The following is an 18830-nucleotide window of genomic DNA, read 5'->3' as shown; positions in this document are numbered from 1 at the left end:
CACACGTAATGACTACGCTGAAAACCCGCACCGCCCCCGCGCAAAACCCCACCCGCGACGACACCCGCCTGTCGATGCGCGCCGCCCGTGAAGCGCAGAACAGCCTTGGCGTGACCCTGGACAACGTCAAGTCGACCGCCAACGGCCTGACCGAACTCGACGCCGAGGGCCGCCTGCAGCGCGACGGCTTCAACGAAGTGGCCCACGACCGGCCGCCTCACGCCCTGGTGCAGTTGCTGCAAGCCTTCAACAACCCCTTCATCTATGTGCTGATGACCCTGACCGGTATCAGTTTCTTCACCGACTTCTGGCTGCCGCTGCAGGCCGGTGAAGAAACCGACCTGACCGGCGTCATCATCGTGCTGGTCATGGTGCTGGTCAGCGGCCTGATGCGCTTCTGGCAGGAGTACCGTTCGGCCAAGGCCGCCGAGGCGCTCAAGGCCATGGTGCGGACCACCGCCACCGTGCTGCGCCGCGAGCAGATGGGCATGAAGGCCACCCTGCGCGAAGTGCCGATGCGCGACCTGGTGGTCGGCGACATCGTGCAACTGTCGGCCGGCGACATGATCCCCGCCGACATCCGCCTGATCGAGTCCCGCGACCTGTTCATCAGCCAGGCGGTGCTGACCGGCGAGGCGCTGCCGATGGAGAAGTACGACACCCTGGGCGCCGTGCAGGAGAAATCCGCGCACCGCACCGCCGCCGACCAGCAGGACCTGCTCGACCTGCCGAATATCTGCTTCATGGGCACCAACGTGGTCAGCGGCACCGCCACCGCGGTGGTGGTGGCTACCGGCGCGCGCACCTACTTCGGTTCGCTGGCGCGCTCCATTGTCGGCTCGCGCACCCAGACCGCCTTCGACCGCGGGGTGAACAGCGTCAGCTGGCTGCTGATCCGCTTCATGTTGGTGATGGTGCCGGTGGTGCTGCTGATCAACGGCTTCACCAAGGGCGACTGGGCCGAGGCCTTCATGTTCGCCCTGGCGGTGGCCGTCGGCCTGACCCCGGAAATGCTGCCGATGATCGTCAGCGCCAACCTGGCCAAGGGCGCCTCGGCCATGGCCAAGCGCAAGGTGGTGGTCAAGCGCCTCAACGCGATCCAGAACTTCGGCGCCATGGACGTGCTGTGCACCGACAAGACCGGCACCCTGACCCAGGACCGGATCATCCTCGAGCACCACGTCGACATCGGCGGCAACCGCTGCGACCAGGTGCTGCAACTGGCCTGGCTGAACAGCTTCCACCAGAGCGGCATGAAGAACCTGATGGACCGCGCCGTGGTGCGTTTCGCCGAAGAGAATCCGAAGTTCAGCGCGCCCGATGCCTGGCGCAAGGTCGACGAGCTGCCGTTCGACTTCGTCCGCCGGCGCCTCTCGGTGATCCTCGCCGACGACAGCGGCCATCACCTGCTGGTGTGCAAGGGCGCGGTCGAGGAAATGCTCGACACCGCCACCCGGGTGCGCCAGGACGGCGTCACCGTGGCCCTCGACGCCGGGCGCCGCGCGGCGCTGCTGGAGCTGGCCGAGGAATACAACCGCGACGGTTTCCGTGTGCTGCTGGTCGGCACCCGCGACCTGGCGCCGGGGCAGACCCGCCAGCAGTACAGCGCCAGCGACGAGCGCGAGCTGATCATCGAAGGCTTCCTGACCTTCCTCGACCCGCCGAAGGAAACCGCCGGCCCGGCCATCGCCGCGCTGCGCGAGAACGGCGTGGCGGTGAAGGTGCTGACCGGCGACAACCCGATCGTCACCGCGAAGATCTGCCGCGAAGTCGGCCTGGAGGTCGGCCAGCCGCTGCTGGGGCGCGATATCGAGCACATGGACGACGCCGTGCTCGCCCGCCTGGTGGAAGAACGCACGGTGTTCGCCAAGCTCACCCCGCTGCAGAAATCCCGGGTGCTCAAGGCCCTGCAAGCCAACGGCCACACCGTGGGCTTCCTCGGCGACGGTATCAACGACGCCCCGGCACTGCGTGATGCCGACGTCGGCATCTCGGTGGACAGCGGCACCGATATCGCCAAGGAATCGGCGGACATCATCCTCCTGGAAAAGAGCCTGATGGTCCTGGAAGAAGGCGTGATCAAGGGCCGCGAGACCTTCGGCAACATCATGAAGTACCTGAACATGACCGCCAGCTCGAACTTCGGCAACGTGTTCTCGGTGCTGGTGGCCAGTGCGTTCATTCCGTTCCTGCCGATGCTGGCGATCCACCTGCTGCTGCAGAACCTGATGTACGACATCTCCCAGCTGTCGCTGCCGTGGGACAAGATGGACAAGGAATTCCTGCGCAAGCCACGCAAGTGGGACGCGAAGAATATCGGCCGCTTCATGCTGTGGATCGGGCCGACCTCGTCGATCTTCGACATCACCACCTACGCCCTGATGTGGTTCGTGTTCGCCGCCAACAGCCCCGAGATGCAGGCGCTGTTCCAGTCCGGCTGGTTCATCGAGGGCCTGCTCTCGCAGACGCTGGTGGTGCACATGCTGCGCACCCAGAAGATCCCGTTCATCCAGAGCACCGCGGCGCTGCCGGTGATGCTGATGACCGGGCTGGTGATGGTCCTGGGTATCTACGTGCCGTTCTCGCCGCTGGGTGAAATGGTCGGCCTGGTGCCGCTGCCCTGGGAATACTTCCCATGGCTGGTCGCTACCCTGCTCAGCTACTGCGTCGTCGCCCAGACCATGAAGACCCTCTACATCCGCCGCTTCAAGCAGTGGTTCTGAAGACCGACGGTTAGCGCGAAGCCATCGCGAGCAAGCAGCCCCTGCAATCCCCTGTAGGAGCGAGCTCGCTCGCGATAGCCGCAACGCGGCGCCGGCCCAACCGGCGCCCGGCCCAATGGAGCATCCACCATGAAAGCCTTTACCGACCTGCGGTCGCTGACCGAACACGCGTTGCGCGCCCTGCTGGTGAGCGCCCTGGAAAGCCTCGCCAGCCTGATCACCCTGGTCGGCGTCCGGTTGTATGCCCGGGGCCTGCTGAGCCGGGTGACGATCCGCGCATTGCTGGGGTTCGCCAGCGTCCTTCATCGCAGCAGCCTGCGCCTGCTGCGATCCGCCAAGCCATGAAACACAAGGAGAGTCCTCATGTCGGGAACTACTCTGCTGATCAACCTCGCCGGCTCCATCGCCCTGCTGCTGTGGGGCACCCAGATGATTTCCTCGGCGCTGCTGCGCGGCTTCGGCACCCAACTGCGCCAGTGGCTGGGGCAGCACCTGAACAACCGCTGGATGGCGCTGCTGTCCGGCGTGGCCATCACCGGGGTCCTGCAAAGCAGCACTGCGGTCAGCCTGATGGCCAGCTCGTTCACCGCCACCGGCGCCCTGGGGCTGGCCCCGGCGCTGGCGGTGATGCTCGGGGCCAACATCGGCTCGACCCTGGTGGTGCAACTGCTCAGCGTCGACACCTCGCTCCTGGCGCCGCTGGCGCTGCTGACGGGCTTCGTGACCTTCCGCCTGCGCGACGACTCGCGCTGTGAAAGCCTGGGCTGCGCGCTGATCGGCCTGGGCCTGATGCTGCTGGCGCTGCACACCCTCGGCGCCACCCTGGGCCAAGTCGAAGGCACGCCGGTGTTCGCCGCCCTGATGCGCGGCCTCGACGGCGACATGCTGATCGCCCTGCTGCTGGCGGCCCTGCTGACCTGGCTGTGCCATTCCAGCGTCGCCGTGGTGCTGCTGGTGGCGTCCCTGGCCGCCACCGGCCTGCTGTCGTCGGTGACCGCCATGGCGCTGGTGCTCGGAGTGAATATCGGCGGCGCCCTGCCGTCGCTGCTGGGCGCCGACTCCAGCGTCGCCCGGCGCCTGCCCCTGGGCAATCTGCTGGTGCGCCTGCTCGGCGCCGGCGCCTTGCTGCCGTGCCTGCCGTGGATCGCGCAAAGCCCCACGGTCGCCGCCCTCGCCCCCAGCCTGCAGGTGGTTTACCTGCACAGCCTGTTCAACCTGGTGCTGGCGCTGCTGTTCATCGGCCTGACCGGGCCCATGGCCGCACTGCTGACCCGCCTGCTGCCCGAGCCGCAGCGCGACGTCGACCCGGGCATGCCGCAGTACCTGGACGAGGCCGGCCTGGCGCTGGCCACGATCGGCCTGTCCAACGCCGCCCGCGAAGCCTTGCGCCTGGCCGACATGCTGGCGCTGATGGGCGAGCGCGTGCTGCGCCTGTTCCAGGCCTCGACCCCGGCCGGCGCCGACGAAGTGCGGCGCGTCGACCAGTCGCTGGACCTGCTCAGCGCGGCGATTCGCGCCTACCTGGCGGATATCGGCCAGGACGGCATCAGCGACCAGGACGCCGACCGCGCCCAGGAGATCCTGATGTTCGCGATCAACCTCGAACACGCCGGCGATATCCTCGCCAGCAGCCTGACCCAGCTCGCATCGCGCCGCCTGCGCCGCGGCGAGCAGTTCTCGGTGTTCGAGCTGGACTGTATCCAGTCCCTGCACCAGGCCCTGGTGGACAGCCTGAGCCTGGCGGTCACGGTGTTCCTGCGCGAAGACCTGGCCAGCGCCCACCAACTGGTGGACCGCAAGGAACTGGTGCGCAGGCTGGAGGCCGACGCCAGCCGCGAGCACTTTCGCGGCCTGCGCGAAGACCGCAGCGCCTGGGCCGAATCCGGGGATATTTTCCAGCGGGTGCTGCGCGACTACCGGCGGGTGCACCACCACATCGCCGCCCTGGCCTACCCGGCCCTGGAGCGGGCCGGCGAACGCGGCCCGGACGCCACCGAGCCGGGCGAACTGCTGGTGGACCATCCGCTGGGCATCAAGCCGACGGCCCAGGAGAGCATGCGATGCGTGTCCTGATCTGCGCCGGCCGCCATTGCACCGACGGCCGCCTGTGCCGACGGGTGCTCGACGCCTTCCAGCGCCTGCATGAAGTGCAGGTGCTGATCCACGGTGGCAGCCAGTTCCTCGGCGCAGAGATCGAGGACTGGGGCCGGGAGATCGGCGCCGACATCGTGCGCTACCCGGCCAACTGGCAGTTGCACGGCAAGCTCGCCGAACGCCTGCGCAACGCCTTCATGCTGCGCGACAGCCGGCCCGACATCGTCATCGCCCTGCCCGGCGGCGACGACACCGAGGAGCTGCTGGCCCAGGCCCGGGCCGCGGGCATCCAGACCCTGTCGGTCGACGACTGGCAATGATTTTCCACCCCTGAATCCCGGGAGCGGCCTGCGCGGCGCTCCCCTTATCAGCGAGATTCCCCATGTCCAAGTACAACCCTTTGCGCAGCAACCCTTTCGCCGGCCTCACCCGCGACCTGCCCGCGGCGAAAAGGCGCATGCTGCGGCGCAACCTGATCTTCGTCACCGTCACCCTCAGCGTGATCGGCCTGCTGAGCCTGGTGGCCAAGGCCAACGCGGCGGGTGGCGCCTACGTGGTGGACGACGGCGCGATCAATGCGCCGGGCGAGTGCAACCTGGATCTCTGGTACCAGAGCCTGCGGCACCAGGGCGCCAACCATGCCGCGGTGCTCTCCCCGGCCTGCACCTTCGCCGGCCTGCCACGGTTGCAGCTGGGCGCCGCCCTCGAACGCACCCGCGAGGACGGCCACGGCGAAACCCAGCTGAGTCCGCAGCTCAAGGCGCAACTGTGGGACCGCGAAGACCTGGGCCTGCAACTGGCGCTGGCGACCTCCGTGCATGTCGCCCTGGACCGCCACCATGCGTTCGACGGCGGCGACATCAGCCTGCCGCTGACCTATCAGCCCCTGCCCGGCCTGCGCCTGAACCTCAACGCCGGCTGGGCCCACGCCTATGACGACGGCCAGCAGAACCACCGGTGGACCTGGGGCGGCGGCCTGGAATACGACCTCGGCCAACAGCTGACCCTGGTCGCCGAACGCTACGGGCAAGGCGGCGGCGAACAGGCCTGGCAGGCCGGGCCCCGGCTGCACCTGGGAGCCAACCTGGACCTCGACCTGGTGCTGGGCGGCCAGTTGAATGAAAACCGCGACCGCTGGCTGACCAGCGGTGCGACCTTGAGGTTCTAAACGTGGTGTGCCTGACAGGACGCCTCGCGCGCAATCGAGCGTCGACCGGCTGCTCCTACAGGTCCGGCATACGCCGCAAAACCTGTAGGAGCCAGGCTTGCCGGCGATAGGCGCAACGCGCCTGGGAGGGCGAACGCCGCCTCAGCGGATATCGCTGCGCCGGTACAGGCTCAGGCCCACCGCCAGCGCCGCGAGCATGCCGGCGCAGCTGCGGTTGATCCATTGCATCGTCCGCGCCGAGAAGGTGCGCATGGCATGCCGCCCGCCAAAGGCGTAGACCGCCATCATCACGCAATCGATCGCCGCGCTGACCAGCGCCAGGATCAGGTACTGCTGCGCCACCGGCTGGTCGGGGCGCACGAACTGCGGCAGGAATGCCGAGAAAAACAGCAACCCCTTGGGGTTCGACATGCCCACCAGCAATGAGCGCACGAACGCCCCGCGGCCACTGCTGGCAGCACCGCTGCTTTGCGCGGCCAGCGCCGTGGTCGGTGCCTTCCACAGCACCCACGCGAGGTATAGCAGGTACGCCGCGCCGCCCCACTTGACGATGGAAAACAGCTGCTCGGACGCTTGCAGCAACGCGCCCAGGCCAAGACCCACCGCACCGATCAACAGTACGTCGGACAAGGCCGCGCCGGCCATGCCGCAACCAGCGATGCGCATGCCGTGGCTGGCACCGTTATTTAGGGCCAGCAGCATCGATGGCCCGGGGGTCATCATCACCGCACTGACGGTGATGACGTAGAGAAACAACGTGGTGGCGTCCATTCGAACCCTCCGCAACGACCTTGGAAAGACAGGGAGCGCAGCATACACCAGGGACTTTCACGCAGGCAGCAACGCGTTCCACTGCGCCACCTGGCGCGCGCTGATGCTGACCCCGCCACAGACCACTATCACCACGTCCCGGGCCGTGGCGATGGCCGGATGGTCGAGGTAAGCCACCGCCAGCGAGACGCCGCAGGCCGGCTCTACCAGCTGGCGCAGGTCGTCGGCGTAACGCACCACGCCGAGGATCGCCTCGGCATCCGACAACACCAGCGACCGATAGGCAAACCGCTGGATCTGCGCCAACGGCCAGGCGGCCACCCGGGACGCGCCCAGGGAACTGGCGACGGTCTCGATCCGCTCCAGCCTGACCGGGTGGCCGGCCGCCAGCCCCGCGGCAAAGGAGGCGCTGCCCATGGTTTCGCAGGCGACGATCAGGCAGTCCTGCCGCTGATGGCGCAACAGCCCGGTGAGCAGGCCGGCCAGCAGCCCGCCGCCGCCCACCGAGGTGACGAGCGCATCGACCTGCGGGCAGTCTTCGAGGATTTCGTCGACCATCGTGCTGTGGCCCTGCCACAACACCGGGTGATCGAATGCCGGGACGTATTCGCTGTCGGCGCTGGCGCTCAACTCCAGCGCCCGTTCGTTGGCTTCGTCCCAGACCTGCCCCTGCACCAGCACTTCGGCGCCGGTGCGGGCAATACGTTCGCGGGTTGCCTGGGGGGTGGTCTGCGGCACCACGATGCAGGCTTGCAGGCCCAGGCGGGCCGCCGCCACCGCCGTGGCCAACCCGGCGTTGCCGCCGGAAGGACAGACCACCCGGCGCTTGCCCTGCTGCGCGGCCTGCTCGCAGAGCAAGCCCAGGCCGCGCATCTTGAACGAACCGCCGGGTTGCAGGTTCTCCAGCTTGAGCCAGATGCGCCGGGTGGCCGTGGACAAGCCAGGGTGCAGGATCAGCGGGGTACGGATGTGCAGCATCGGCGGTTCCTCGGCGGCAGGCGGCGGTCTTGCAACCATAGATGCTCGCGCTTGCCGCTGCCGCCCTTCCCCCTACCGCGCGCCGATCAGCGAATCGGCGGTACGCGGATGTCGCCACTGCGGCACTGGGTGCGCACGCCCTTGCCACAGGCGCCGAAGCCCAGGTTCTTGTCCAGGCACACCCGCACCTCGGAGAGTTCCGGGCCGCTGCACAGCACTGTCACGCCCTTGTCGGGAATGCCCGGGTTGGCCTGGCGGAACAGTTGCTCGATTTCCCGGGCCTCGAAGTAGCGCACGGTCGTCGACGGTTCCAGCGCCTGGGGAATCTTCACCGCGCCCAGGGCCTGGTCGGAGGCTTCCAGGTACGCCGTGGCGCCCAGCCCGCTGCAGGTGCCGTGCTTGCTCCACTCATGCTCCAGCAGCTTGGCGGTGGGGAACAGGGTCAGGCCCTTGGCTCGCTGTTCGGCGGTCAGCGGGGTCAACGGCGGGCAGGACTCCGGCCAGCCGCCCTTGGCGTATTGCGGCCACAGGCCATGCAGGACAAAACCGTAGCCCTTGCCGGAACACTGCTCGTTTTCCGGATGGGTCAGACAGAAGGTCGGCGACCAGGACAGCGACAGCAGGTAGTAATCGAACACCCCGGCAACCGACTCGCGCTGCTGCCGCGACTCCCGTGCCTGGGTGACAGCGACGGTGCAGATCATCAATGCGGCCAGCGCCGCGGTGGCAAACAGTTTTTTCATCGACCCTCTCCTTGGGATGGGCGGTTGATGGACAGCCCGATAGTGACCTGGCCGGTAGCGGCCAGATCACCTTCTTGGCACGGGGCTGTTGCAGGAACATGACAAGCCGCTGGTACGCGGCCGGTTAGCAGAGCGTTGTAGCAGACCGATCGCCTGACCGCCACAAGGCTCCGCGACGCTCCCGGATGCGCCCCACTCCTGTAGGAGCGCAGCTTGCGCGCGAGGCGTCCGGCCTGGCACACCGCGCCGCCGCCATCGCCGGCAAGCCTGGCTCCTACAGTTCGCGACGGGGATGAGATGGGGGGCAAGTGCGCAAGATCGTTCAAGAAATTCCTGTCGTCGGCTGGCACAGTCAGGCTCCGTTTCCCGGTTAGCGAGAGGCCATGTCCAGCGTTCTTCTTCCCCGCGTCGCCTTCCTGCGCGGCGCCGTCGCCATCCTGCCGCTGTCCCTGGCCACCGCGCCCTGGGGCCTGCTGGCGGGTTCCATGGCCATCGAGGCCAACCTCACGCCGCTGCAAGGCCAGGGCCTGTCGAGCATCGTGTTCGCCGGCGCCGCGCAACTGGTGGCGATCGGCATGCTCAAGGGCGGCGCCGGGATCGTCTCGATCCTGCTCACCACCCTGCTGCTGACCTCCCAGCACTTGCTGTACGGCATGAGCCTGCGCTCGGTGATTTCCCCGCTGCCGGGGCGCTGGCGGGTGGGCCTGGGCTTTCTGCTCACCGACGAACTGTTCGCCCTCACCAGCCAGCACGATAAACAGCAGTTCGACCGCTGGTACGCCCTCGGCGTGGGCCTGACGTTCTATATCGCCTGGAACCTGTTCACCCTGGCCGGCATCGTCCTTGGCCGGGCGATTCCCGGGCTGGAACACCTGGGCCTGGATTTTTCCATCGCCGCGACCTTTATCGCCCTGATCACGCCGCTGGTGCGCAACGTGCCGACCGTGGTCTGCGTCGCCGTCTCGCTGTTCTGTTCGGTGCTGTTCAGCTACTGGCAATGGGGCTCGGCCCTGGTGCTGGCGGGCCTGATGGGCATGAGCGCGGGGTTTCTCTGCAACAAGTTCTACCGGGAGCGCACATGATGGTCTGGGCAGTGATTGTCGGCATGGGGTTGCTGGTGTTCCTCAACCGCTACGTGTTTCTCGAACCGCGCCTGCCGGTGCGCCTGAGCAGCAACGCCCGGCAGTTCCTCGGCTTTGCCGTGCCGGGCATGCTCACCGCGATCTGCGGGCCGATCGTGTTCATGCCCGAGCACCAGTTGAACCTGGCCTACGACAACCCGTACCTGATCAGCTCGCTGGTGGCCATCGTGCTGGTGATCTACACCCGCAATACCCTGGTCAGCATGCTGCTGAGCATGGCGTTCTTTTTCCTGTTGCGGTGGTGGCTGTAGGCGCCAGGCTTGCCGGCGATAGAAACGGCGCGGTGTGTCAGGCAGGACGCCTCGCGCGCAAGCTGCGCTCCTACAGGTCAGGCATACGGCGCGGAGCCTGTAGGAGCCAGGCTTGCCGGCGATGGGGGCAACCCGGTGTAGCTGCCTCACACCGGACCATCGACCGGCAGCAGCAACCTCACTTCGCCTTGGCTTCCTCGAGCAATTGCTGGATCACTTGCTCCTGCGCCGCGTAACCGCCCTCGCCAAAGTGGCTGTAGCGCACCTGGCCGCGGGCGTCGATAAAGTAGTGCGCCGGCCAGTACTGGTTATCGAACGCACGCCAGATCGCGTAATCGTTGTCGATAGCCACCGGGTAGGCGATATCCAGCTTGCGCACCTGGGCCTTGACGTTGTCGATGACCTTCTCGAAGGCGTACTCCGGGGTATGCACGCCGATCACCACCAGCCCGTCCCCGGCGTACTTCTTCGCCCAGGCGTTCACATAGGGCAGGCTGTGCTGGCAGTTGATGCAGTCGTAGGTCCAGAAATCCACCAGCACCACCTTGCCGCGCAGGGCCTGGGCGTCCAGCGGCGGCGAGTTCAGCCATTGCACCGCGCCGTTCAGCGATGGCATCGGGCCCTTGCTCGGCAGCGTCTCGACGGGTGCGGCGCCGGCCTTGTCGACCAGGTAATCCAGGGCCTTGGGCACCGCCCTCAGCACACCCTGTTCGAGGGCCGTCGCACCCTGGAACGAGGTACTGGCCAGCAAGCGACTGTCCAGCCCGCTGCCGATCGCCACGGTGGCCAGCAAGGCCACGCAGCCGACCGCGCGACGCAACCTGGCGATGGCCGGCAACGAGGGCTTGAGCCGGTTGACCAGGCCCCGCCCGGCCAGGATCAGCCCGCCGAGGGACAGCGCGCTGCCCAGGCCGTAGGCCAGCAGCAACAGGCTGGTCTGGGCGTTCACTCCCTGCAACATCGCGCCGGTGAGGATCAAACCGAGGATCGGCCCGGCACAGGGTGCCCAGAGCAAGCCGGTGGCCACCCCCAGCAGCAGCGCCGCCGAGGGCCCGGAGAAGGCGCGCACGCGGCCCAGGCGATTGCCCAGGCTGACCCAGGGCCGCGCCAGCCAGTGGCCGAGCCGGGCAGAGATCAACGACAGCGCGAACAGCCCCAGCACCGCCAGGGCCAGCTGGCGACCGACGCCGTTGGCCTGGGCCACCCAGCTGCCGCCGGCCACCGCCAGGCTCGACACCAGGGCGAAGGTCAGCGCCATGCCGACCAGGGTCAGCAGGACCGAGCCACGGGAGCGGTCGGCCCGGGCGAACAGGAACGGCACCACCGGAAGAATGCAGGGGCTGAGAAGGGTCAGCACCCCGCCGAGAAACGCAATGAGCAACATGGCATCACCTGTGATCGGTCAATGTCCTGCCCGCCCCGGGCGAATCCCCATGGCGCGGCAGCGTGATGGAACAAGGGAGTGCGTTCAGTTGCCGTCGTTACAGTCGTTGGCGAACTTGCGGTAGTCCAGGACCTGGGTCCGGCCCTGGGAATCGAGGTAGGTCATGCGCGCATTGACCACCCCGCAGGCTGGCGTGGGGTCCTCGGTCATCGACAGGACGCGCTGGATATCCAGCGCGGTGCCGTAGCTGTAGGTGCGGGCCTGGACCTCGCTTTCGGCACGGGCCGACAAGGTGCAGAGATTCAGCGCGGCGAACAGGCAGGCGGCGTACAGGGCGTTGCGTTTCATGATGGAGACCTCGGGCGACAATGGGTGGGATGGCGAGGCGCACAGCCGTGCCTCGATGGGGCCCATTGAAGGCGCGCGAGGTATCGCGCTTGTGTCGGCCAGGCGCCCCGCAGGCCTCCCTGCGTATCCAGGCCGCCCGGAGATACAGAGCGATACAAAAGTGCCGGGACCCCGCGGTTTTGCATCGCCATGTGTGCGACCAGGCGCCAGATACACTGCAATACAAAGCCCCGCAGGCAAGCTCCCCCGGGCGCTATAGACTAAGCGGCACGACCCCCGACGACCGAGGCAGCACCCGATGGATCATGTCGATCACGTACTGATAGTCGATGACGACCGCGAGATCAGAGAACTGGTAGGCAACTACCTGAAGAAGAACGGCCTGCGCACCACGGTAGTGGCCGACGGCCGGCAGATGCGCAGCTTCCTGGAAACCACCCCGGTGGACCTGATCGTGCTCGACATCATGCTGCCCGGCGACGACGGCCTGGTGCTGTGCCGCGAGCTGCGCGCCGGCAAGCACAAGGCCACCCCGGTGCTGATGCTCACCGCGCGCAACGACGAGACCGACCGCATCATCGGCCTGGAGATGGGCGCCGACGATTACCTGGTCAAGCCCTTCGCCGCCCGCGAGCTGCTGGCGCGGATCAATGCCGTGCTGCGGCGCACGCGCATGCTGCCGCCGAACCTGGTGGTCAGCGAAAGCGGTCGCCTGCTCGGCTTCGGCCGCTGGCGCCTGGACACCACCGCGCGCCACCTGCTGGACCAGGACGGCACCCTGGTCGCCCTCAGCGGCGCCGAATACCGCCTGCTGCGGGTGTTCCTCGACCACCCGCAGCGGGTGCTCAACCGCGACCAGTTGCTCAACCTGACCCAGGGCCGCGACGCCGACCTGTTCGACCGCTCCATCGACCTGCTGGTCAGCCGCCTGCGCCAGCGCCTGCTGGACGACGCCCGCGAGCCGGCCTACATCAAGACCGTGCGCAGCGAGGGTTATGTGTTCTCGCTGCCGGTGGAGATCCTCGAGGCCGCGTCGTGAAGCTGGCGTTGCACTGGCCGCGGACCCTCGCCTCGCGGCTGTCGCTGATCTTCCTGATCGGCCTGGCGCTGGCCCAGGGGCTGTCGTTCGCCGCGCAATCCTACGAGCGCTACCAGAGCGCCAGGACGGCCATGCTCGGCAACCTGGAAAGCGATGTCGCGACCTCCGTGGCCATCCTCGACCGCCTGCCCGCCGCCGAACGCGACGCCTGGCTGCCGCGCCTGCAACGGCGCACCTATGGCTACCGGCTCGATACCGGCGAACCCGGCCAGCCCATGGGCCGCGACGACGTGCCGGTCTCGGTGAACTCGATCAAGACCGCCCTGGGTGCGGACTACGAGCTGGCGTTCAACACCATTCCCGGACCGCGCCAGCACTATCAGGCCCACCTGCGCCTGGCCGACGGCAGCCCGCTGACCATCGATGTGCGTCCGGCGATGATGCCGATGTCGCCCTGGCTGCCGGTGGTGCTGCTGGGGCAATTGCTGCTGTTGATCCTCTGCGCCTGGCTGGCGGTGCGGGTCGCGGTGCGCCCGCTGACCCGGCTGGCCCAGGCGGTGGACAGCCTCGACCCCAACACCCACGGCGTGCCGCTGGACGAAAAGGGTCCGCTCGAAGTGGCGCACGCCGCCCGGGCCTTCAACGCCATGCAGGCGCGGATCGGCGCCTACCTCAAGGAGCGCATGCAACTGCTGGCGGCGATCTCCCATGACCTGCAGACGCCGATCACCCGCATGAAGCTGCGCGCCGAGTTCATGGACGACTCCAGCGAGAAAGACAAACTGTGGAGCGATTTGAGCGAAATGGAGCACCTGGTGCGCGAAGGCGTGGCCTATGCCCGCAGCATCCACGGCGCCACCGAGGCCAGTTGCCGGATCGCCCTGGACGCGTTCCTCGACAGCCTGGTGTTCGACTACCAGGACACCGGCCAGGACGTGGAACTGGCGGGCAAGAACGGCGCGCTGATCGACACCCGCCCCCACGCCCTGCGCCGGGTGCTGGTGAACCTGGTGGACAACGCGCTGAAGTTTTCCGGCGCGGCGCGGATCGAGGTCCAGGCCCTGGCCGGCGATCGCCTGTCGATCAAGGTCCTGGACCGCGGCCCGGGGATCAGCGAAGCGCAACTGGCCGAAGTGCTCAAGCCGTTCTACCGGGTGGAAAGCTCACGCAACCGCGATACCGGCGGCACCGGCCTGGGCCTGGCCATCGCCCAGCAACTGGCGGTGGCCCTGGGCGGCTCGCTGCACCTGAGCAATCGCCAGGGCGGCGGCCTGTGCGCCGAGCTGATCCTGGTCGGCGGCGGCCCGGCCCGCCTCTGAGCGGCTCGCTACACAGGCATACATAACCGGCCCGCGCCGACACAGCCGGTATACATGGCCTTGCAAGACTCCCGGGACGCGCCGCAGCGGCGGCGCCCAACCCCAGGAGCCCGTAATGACCACCCACACCTTCCCCTCGCCATGGCATGGCTGGCGGCTGTTCAGCCTGCTGGCCGCCGCCGTGCTGCTGATGACCGCGCTGATCCTGCTGCTCGGCCCGGACGCGGTCGACGCCACCCGCAGCGCCATCCGCGCCACCGCGCGTTCATCCTTCGTGCTGTTCCTGCTGGCCTTCCTGGCTTCGGCCTGGGCCGTGCTGCTGCCCTCGCCCCTGGGCCAGGCGCTGCTGCGCGAACGGCGCTTCATCGGCCTGGCCTTCGCCTTCTCGCACCTGGTGCACGCACTGCTGATCTACCGCTACGGCCAGTTGAACCCGCAGTTCTGGCCCGGCCGCAGTGCCCTGGGCAACCTGCCCGGGTCGGTCGGCTACCTGTTCATCCTGCTGCTGGCGCTGACCTCGTTCAAAGGCCCGGCCGCGCTGCTCGGCCGCCGCGCCTGGAAACGCCTGCACACCACCGGCATGTGGGTGCTGGCGGCGATCTTCGCCTACTCCAACTTCAAACGCCTGCCGCTGAGCGCCTGGTACCTGCTGCCGTTCACCCTCACTTGCACGGCCATGGCGATCAACCTGCTGGGCAAGCTGGCCCAGGCCGGCAAGCGCCGGCAACGCCAGGCCTTGAGCCCGCGCTAGACAGCGTCGCCATTGCCCTCCATCGGCCTTTTTCTGCACAGGAGATCCACCCCATGACCCTCACCTCATCCACCCTCAACGGGCTGCAACGCCAGCTCGATCGCCTGGCCCCCTGGGGCGCCCTCCTCAGCCTGCGCCTGTTCCTGGCCTGGGAGTTCTTCGAATCGGGCCTGGAAAAATGGCGCGGCGAAAACTGGTTCCAGGAGATCCAGGCCGCCTTCCCGTTCCCCTTCGATCACCTGCCGGCGAACCTCAACTGGCAACTGTCGATGTGGGCCGAGCTGCTGTGCGCCCTGGCGTTGCTGCTGGGCCTGGGCACCCGTTGCGCCGCGCTGGTGCTGATCGTGGTCACCCTGGTCGCCACCGCCGCCGTGCACTGGCCGGCCGACTGGTCGAGCCTCGGTGAGCTGGCCCAGGGTTATGCCATCAGCAACAAGGGCCACGGCAACTTCAAACTGCCGGCCATCTACCTGGCGGCGCTGCTACCGCTGCTGCTCCAGGGCGCGGGCAAACTCAGCCTGGATGCGTTGGTCGAGCGCCTGCGCCAGCGGCGCTGATGCGTCGGGACAAAAAAGCCGCAGCTTGAGCTGCGGCTTTGGCGTTTCCGGGGGAAAGCGTTTGTAACGGAGGTATCCCCCATCGCCCTGAATTTTTGCCGCAGGCCCAAGCCACTGCTAACAAAAGCGCCCACTACACTCGCGCCCACACCGCACACCCTGTAGCCGCTGGCGCAGCCTGCGATCGGGCGCGCAGCGGCCGCCAAGCCAGGCGACGCAGTGTTTCAGGAAGATCGCGATAACAGGTTTTACGACGGCTGCGCCAGCGGCTACACAGGGTGGGAGCGCCATCCGTGGCGGCAGGACCAAGCAAGGTCGAGGACAGCGGCTAACGGGCGCTGCCGATAATGCCTTGGCCATGCATCTGGCGCAGCAGGCGCTGGCCCTCGGCGATCAAGGTGTCGCGGTCGTCGAGGCCCGCCTCTTGGGCCAGGGCGAGCAGTTGGGCGCGCCCCGTCAGCTCGGGAAACTCTTCGAGGCGTTGCAGCAGGCGCCAGGCCAGGGGGCTGAGTTCGGAGAAGCGCACGCGGTAGTCGGCATCGCGCCGGATCAGTAGCAGGGTCGGTGCTTCCCCGGGCGCCGTCGGGCGCCAGGCCGGACCCAGACGCTGCACCGGCCACGCATAGGCCAGTGGCCAGGCCAGGGGTGACAGGCGCAGGGGACTTACCAGCAACAGGTCCGGATCACTGGCCGGCAGCGGCTCGGCATCGGCCTGCTGCAGGGCCATTTCGATCCACTCGTAATGGCTCAGCTCAAGCAGGAAGGCCGGCCAGCGCGTGTCCTGCAGGCTGGCCGGCGCCGAGGCCATCCAGGCCACGAACTCGGCGGCGATTTCACCGAACTTCGGCGTGGCGCAGCGGTGCTCACGGAGGAACATCCGCAGCAGTCGGCACCAGTCTTGCTCGCCGAGCAGCGCACGCACTACCGGGAAGGTGTTGCCCAGCAACGAGCGCAGGTTGTCGAACACCAGCTCGCGGTAAATCTCCACCCGCACCGGGTCCATGTCCTCGGGCATGGCGCAGTGCTCGGGGTCGCGCAGGTAGGCGGTCAGGGCCTGCTGCCGGGCCGCCAGGTCGCTCGTCGGCTTATCCATGGGCGAGCCTCCCCCGGGCTTGCTCGGCCTGCCCCTGCAAGCGGCGGATGCAGTCCAGCTCGCTCCGCAGTTCGGCGAACGGCGGGAAGTTGAAGTCCCGCTCCAGTAGCGTCGGCTGCGCGCCGAACCGCTCGTAGGCCCGCGCCAGCAGGGCCCAGACCAGCGGTTTGACCGGCGCGCCGTGGGTGTCGATTTTCAGGCTGTCGGACTGGTCGTAGTGACCGGCCACATGCATCGCCACCACCCGCTCGGGTGGCAAGCCGTCCAGGAACGCCTGGGGGTCGAAACCGTGGTTCACCGAATTGACGTAGAGGTTGTTGACGTCCAGCAGCAGGTCGCAGTCGGCCTCGGCCAGCACGGCGGTGGTGAACGCCAGCTCGTCCATGTCCTGGCGCGGCGCCGCGTAGTAGGACACATTTTCCACCGCCAGGCGCCGGCCCAGCACATCCTGGGCCTGGCGGATACGCGCCGCGACATGGCGCACCGCCTCATCGGTAAAGGGCAGCGGCAACAGGTCGTAGAGATGGCCGTCGTCGCCGCAATAGCTCAGGTGCTCGCTGTACAACGGCACCTCGAACGCGTCGAGGAAGCCGCGCACCTCGCCGAGAAACGCCAGATCCAGCGGCGCCGGACCGCCCAGGGACAGCGACAGCCCGTGGCAGCTCAGCGGGTAGCGTTCGGCCAGGGCGCGCAGCGCGGCGCCGTGGGCGCCACCGATGCCGATCCAGTTTTCCGGCGCCAGTTCCAGAAAGTCGAAAGCGCCCGCAGGCGCCGTATGCAATGAGTCGAGCAAGGCACGACGCAAGCCAAGCCCCACGGTAGCCGGAACCGGCCACCGCGAAGCCTGGTGGGAAACAACGGAGGATGGCATGGGCGATCTCCTGATAAGGCCGGGAAAAAATCGGGGAGCACCCGGTGCTCCCCGCCCTCGTCGATCAGGACTCGATCGCCGCGCCGCACTTGCCTTCGCCGCATTTACCCTCGGCCGAGCCGGCCTTGGCCGCCTTGCTCGCCAGGTACTGCTTGGCTTCCTCCAGGCTGATACCGCCATCGTGGTTGGCGTCGATCCGGTCGAACTCGGCAGCCCGTTCCGGCGCGGCGGCGATGAACTCCTCGCGCGACACTTTGCCGTCGTGGTTGGTGTCGGTCTTGGCGAACTTGTCCTCGCCGCACTTGCCTTCGCCGCACTTGCCTTCAGTGCCGCTCTTGACCGCGTCGGCGGCGGCCAGGGTGTAGCCCTGGGACAGCTCGGTCATGCTCAGCGCCGAGGCGGCGGTGGACAGGCCCAGGCCGCCGACCAGCGCCAGGCCGAGCGCGGCATTGGAAACAGTGGAGAGTTTGAACATGGTGATACCCCTTGATGGATTGACTGACGGTTCCCGCCACCGGCACCGAGTGTCGATGCTGGCGGGTGGGCGTAGTTAATCCTCGGGGTGTATCCGGGCTGTGTACGAAACCGCCGCGAAACCCAGCAAATGTATCTGCGCCGGTTCGCTACACACTCCGATACAACAGAGCGCCTGGCCTACCGGCGCTTGCGCTCCATCGTCGCGCCGGCCAGCGCGCCCGGGATGTCCTCCAGGGCGGCGCAGATCGGCAGGCCCAGCGCCTGGCCCAGGGCGACCAGCCGATCGGCGCGGGCGCAGGGACCGGGGATGCGCAACACCGCATCGCAACGTTGCAGTTGTTCATCCAGCACGCCGGCCTCCTGTGCCAGCCAGCGCCCCGGCAGTGGCACGTGCCCCACCTCGACCAGCGCGGCAGCGCACTGCTCAAGCGTTGCTCCCGCCGCGTCGGGGCCGACCAGCAGGACGGTCAGGCGCCGCGGCGACAGCAGGCGCAGCTCCAGGTACTGCAAGAGCATGATGGTCTTGCCGTCGACGATCTCGCCGCTGCGCACCATGTCCAGCGCCTGCTGGTAACCGAGCTCCAGCACTTCGATGTCCTCGCCCTCTTCCGCCAGGCCGCCACCGTCGCCGATGCGGTCGTCGGGGGAATACTCGCCGAGGAAGAAGTGCAGGCGCTCGGTGACCGAGCCCGGGCTCATGAAGGCCTCATAGACCTTCTCCACCGCGCCGACGCGATAACCGGTCTCCTCCTCGGCCTCCAGGCGGATCCGCTCTTCAGGGCTGGCGTTATCCAGCAGGCCGGCGGCGGTCTCGATCAGGTAACCGTCGTGGTCGTTGACATAGGTCGGCAGGCGGAACTGGCGGATCAGCAGCACCGTGCGCCGCTCGCGGTTGTACAGCAGGATGGTGGCGCCGTTGCCACGGTCGTAGACCTCGCGGGTCTGCGCCTGCCAGCTGCCGTCGCGGCGGCGCAGGTCGAAGCTGTATTTCTTCAGCAGATACCAGTTGTCGGAGAGCAATTGCTCCGCGGTGATACGCACGGATGCGGTTGGCATGAGTGTCCCTCTTGGCGGTTGGGCGTCATTCAACCGCAATGGCGCGGCGACTGTCGATCCTGTCC

At 67.8% G+C, this 18830-nt stretch carries 20 protein-coding genes; 11 read left to right on the top strand and 9 right to left on the bottom strand.

The window, feature by feature from the left end:
- The first annotated feature begins 8 nt into the window (after positions 1 to 8).
- From mgtA to TO66_RS13565, 5 genes are all read left to right on the top strand, one after another.
- Positions 9 to 2723 carry a magnesium-translocating P-type ATPase gene (gene mgtA, locus TO66_RS13585; protein ID WP_044462802.1) on the top strand — a complete coding sequence of 905 codons (2715 nt, stop codon included), beginning with the start codon at positions 9 to 11 and terminating at the stop codon, positions 2721 to 2723.
- A gap of 129 nt (positions 2724 to 2852) precedes the next feature.
- Positions 2853 to 3068, top strand: a complete 216-nt coding sequence (locus TO66_RS13580) for a hypothetical protein (protein WP_044462801.1) — start codon at positions 2853 to 2855, stop codon at positions 3066 to 3068.
- 18 nt (positions 3069 to 3086) lie between these two features.
- Positions 3087 to 4796 carry a Na/Pi cotransporter family protein gene (locus TO66_RS13575; protein WP_044462800.1) on the top strand — a complete coding sequence of 570 codons (1710 nt, stop codon included), beginning with the start codon at positions 3087 to 3089 and terminating at the stop codon, positions 4794 to 4796.
- Entirely contained in the window at positions 4784 to 5137 is a 354-nt protein-coding gene (locus TO66_RS13570; RefSeq protein WP_044462799.1) for a DUF2493 domain-containing protein, read from the top strand. Before TO66_RS13575 ends, TO66_RS13570 begins: the two co-directional genes overlap by 13 nt.
- A 62-nt stretch (positions 5138 to 5199) precedes the next feature.
- A complete protein-coding gene (locus tag TO66_RS13565) occupies positions 5200 to 5985 on the top strand; it encodes a hypothetical protein (protein WP_044462798.1) in 786 nt (261 codons plus the stop codon).
- 141 nt (positions 5986 to 6126) lie between these two features.
- Here the strand turns inward: TO66_RS13565 and TO66_RS13560 are convergent, their stop codons facing one another.
- From TO66_RS13560 to TO66_RS13550, 3 genes are all read right to left on the bottom strand, one after another.
- Positions 6127 to 6756, bottom strand: coding sequence for a LysE family translocator (locus TO66_RS13560; RefSeq protein ID WP_044462797.1), 630 nt, complete (start codon positions 6754 to 6756; stop codon positions 6127 to 6129).
- Between the two features lie 57 nt (positions 6757 to 6813).
- A complete protein-coding gene (locus TO66_RS13555; RefSeq protein WP_044462796.1) occupies positions 6814 to 7734 on the bottom strand; it encodes a pyridoxal-phosphate dependent enzyme in 921 nt (306 codons plus the stop codon).
- An 86-nt stretch (positions 7735 to 7820) separates the two neighbouring features.
- Positions 7821 to 8477, bottom strand: a complete 657-nt coding sequence (locus TO66_RS13550; protein ID WP_044462795.1) for a ribonuclease T2 family protein — start codon at positions 8475 to 8477, stop codon at positions 7821 to 7823.
- 383 nt (positions 8478 to 8860) lie between these two features.
- On the opposite strand from TO66_RS13550, the gene TO66_RS13545 reads away from it, so the two are divergent.
- Both TO66_RS13545 and TO66_RS13540 read left to right on the top strand, forming a co-directional pair.
- A complete protein-coding gene (locus TO66_RS13545; protein ID WP_044462794.1) occupies positions 8861 to 9559 on the top strand; it encodes an AzlC family ABC transporter permease in 699 nt (232 codons plus the stop codon).
- On the top strand, positions 9559 to 9870 hold the full coding sequence (locus TO66_RS13540; protein ID WP_148558714.1) for an AzlD domain-containing protein: 312 nt from the start codon (positions 9559 to 9561) through the stop codon (positions 9868 to 9870). The genes TO66_RS13545 and TO66_RS13540 overlap by 1 nt, the downstream gene beginning before the upstream one ends.
- 178 nt (positions 9871 to 10048) lie before the next feature.
- Here TO66_RS13540 and TO66_RS13535 read toward each other — a convergent pair whose 3' ends face one another.
- Positions 10049 to 11254, bottom strand: a complete 1206-nt coding sequence (locus TO66_RS13535; RefSeq protein ID WP_044462792.1) for a cytochrome c biogenesis protein DipZ — start codon at positions 11252 to 11254, stop codon at positions 10049 to 10051.
- A gap of 84 nt (positions 11255 to 11338) precedes the next feature.
- Complete coding sequence (locus tag TO66_RS13530; protein ID WP_044462791.1) at positions 11339 to 11602, bottom strand: DUF2790 domain-containing protein; 264 nt, start codon at positions 11600 to 11602, stop codon at positions 11339 to 11341.
- Between the two features lie 298 nt (positions 11603 to 11900).
- Between TO66_RS13530 and TO66_RS13525 the strand changes: the two genes are divergently transcribed.
- The 4 genes from TO66_RS13525 to TO66_RS13510 all read left to right on the top strand — a co-directional run bounded on the left by TO66_RS13525 (position 11901) and on the right by TO66_RS13510 (position 15268).
- Positions 11901 to 12641 (top strand): response regulator, encoded by a 741-nt coding sequence (locus tag TO66_RS13525; RefSeq protein ID WP_044462790.1) that lies wholly within the window; start codon positions 11901 to 11903, stop codon positions 12639 to 12641.
- Positions 12638 to 13960, top strand: a complete 1323-nt coding sequence (locus TO66_RS13520; protein ID WP_044462789.1) for an ATP-binding protein — start codon at positions 12638 to 12640, stop codon at positions 13958 to 13960. The genes TO66_RS13525 and TO66_RS13520 overlap by 4 nt, the downstream gene beginning before the upstream one ends.
- A gap of 115 nt (positions 13961 to 14075) precedes the next feature.
- Positions 14076 to 14711: a membrane protein gene (locus TO66_RS13515; protein ID WP_044462788.1), complete on the top strand. Its 636-nt coding sequence runs from the start codon at positions 14076 to 14078 to the stop codon at positions 14709 to 14711.
- A 53-nt stretch (positions 14712 to 14764) separates the two neighbouring features.
- Positions 14765 to 15268, top strand: a complete 504-nt coding sequence (locus TO66_RS13510; protein WP_044462787.1) for a DoxX family protein — start codon at positions 14765 to 14767, stop codon at positions 15266 to 15268.
- Positions 15269 to 15596: 328 nt separating this feature from the next.
- Here the strand turns inward: TO66_RS13510 and TO66_RS13505 are convergent, their stop codons facing one another.
- The 4 genes from TO66_RS13505 to nudK all read right to left on the bottom strand — a co-directional run bounded on the left by TO66_RS13505 (position 15597) and on the right by nudK (position 18765).
- Positions 15597 to 16361 carry a DUF2063 domain-containing protein gene (locus TO66_RS13505; protein WP_044462786.1) on the bottom strand — a complete coding sequence of 255 codons (765 nt, stop codon included), beginning with the start codon at positions 16359 to 16361 and terminating at the stop codon, positions 15597 to 15599.
- Complete coding sequence (locus tag TO66_RS13500; RefSeq protein ID WP_044462785.1) at positions 16354 to 17232, bottom strand: DUF692 domain-containing protein; 879 nt, start codon at positions 17230 to 17232, stop codon at positions 16354 to 16356. Before TO66_RS13500 ends, TO66_RS13505 begins: the two co-directional genes overlap by 8 nt.
- A 64-nt stretch (positions 17233 to 17296) precedes the next feature.
- The gene (locus TO66_RS13495) at positions 17297 to 17707 is read right to left on the bottom strand and encodes an EF-hand domain-containing protein (RefSeq protein WP_044462784.1); all 411 of its coding nucleotides are present in this window, start codon (positions 17705 to 17707) and stop codon (positions 17297 to 17299) included.
- Between the two features lie 179 nt (positions 17708 to 17886).
- Positions 17887 to 18765, bottom strand: a complete 879-nt coding sequence (gene nudK / locus TO66_RS13490; RefSeq protein WP_044462783.1) for a GDP-mannose pyrophosphatase NudK — start codon at positions 18763 to 18765, stop codon at positions 17887 to 17889.
- Between the last annotated feature and the right edge of the window lie 65 nt (positions 18766 to 18830).

This window comes from Pseudomonas sp. MRSN 12121 (genome assembly GCF_000931465.1).
GTDB lineage: Bacteria > Pseudomonadota > Gammaproteobacteria > Pseudomonadales > Pseudomonadaceae > Aquipseudomonas.
The sequence above is the reverse complement of the archived record's forward strand: the minus strand, read 5'-3'. Positions and strand labels throughout refer to the sequence as shown.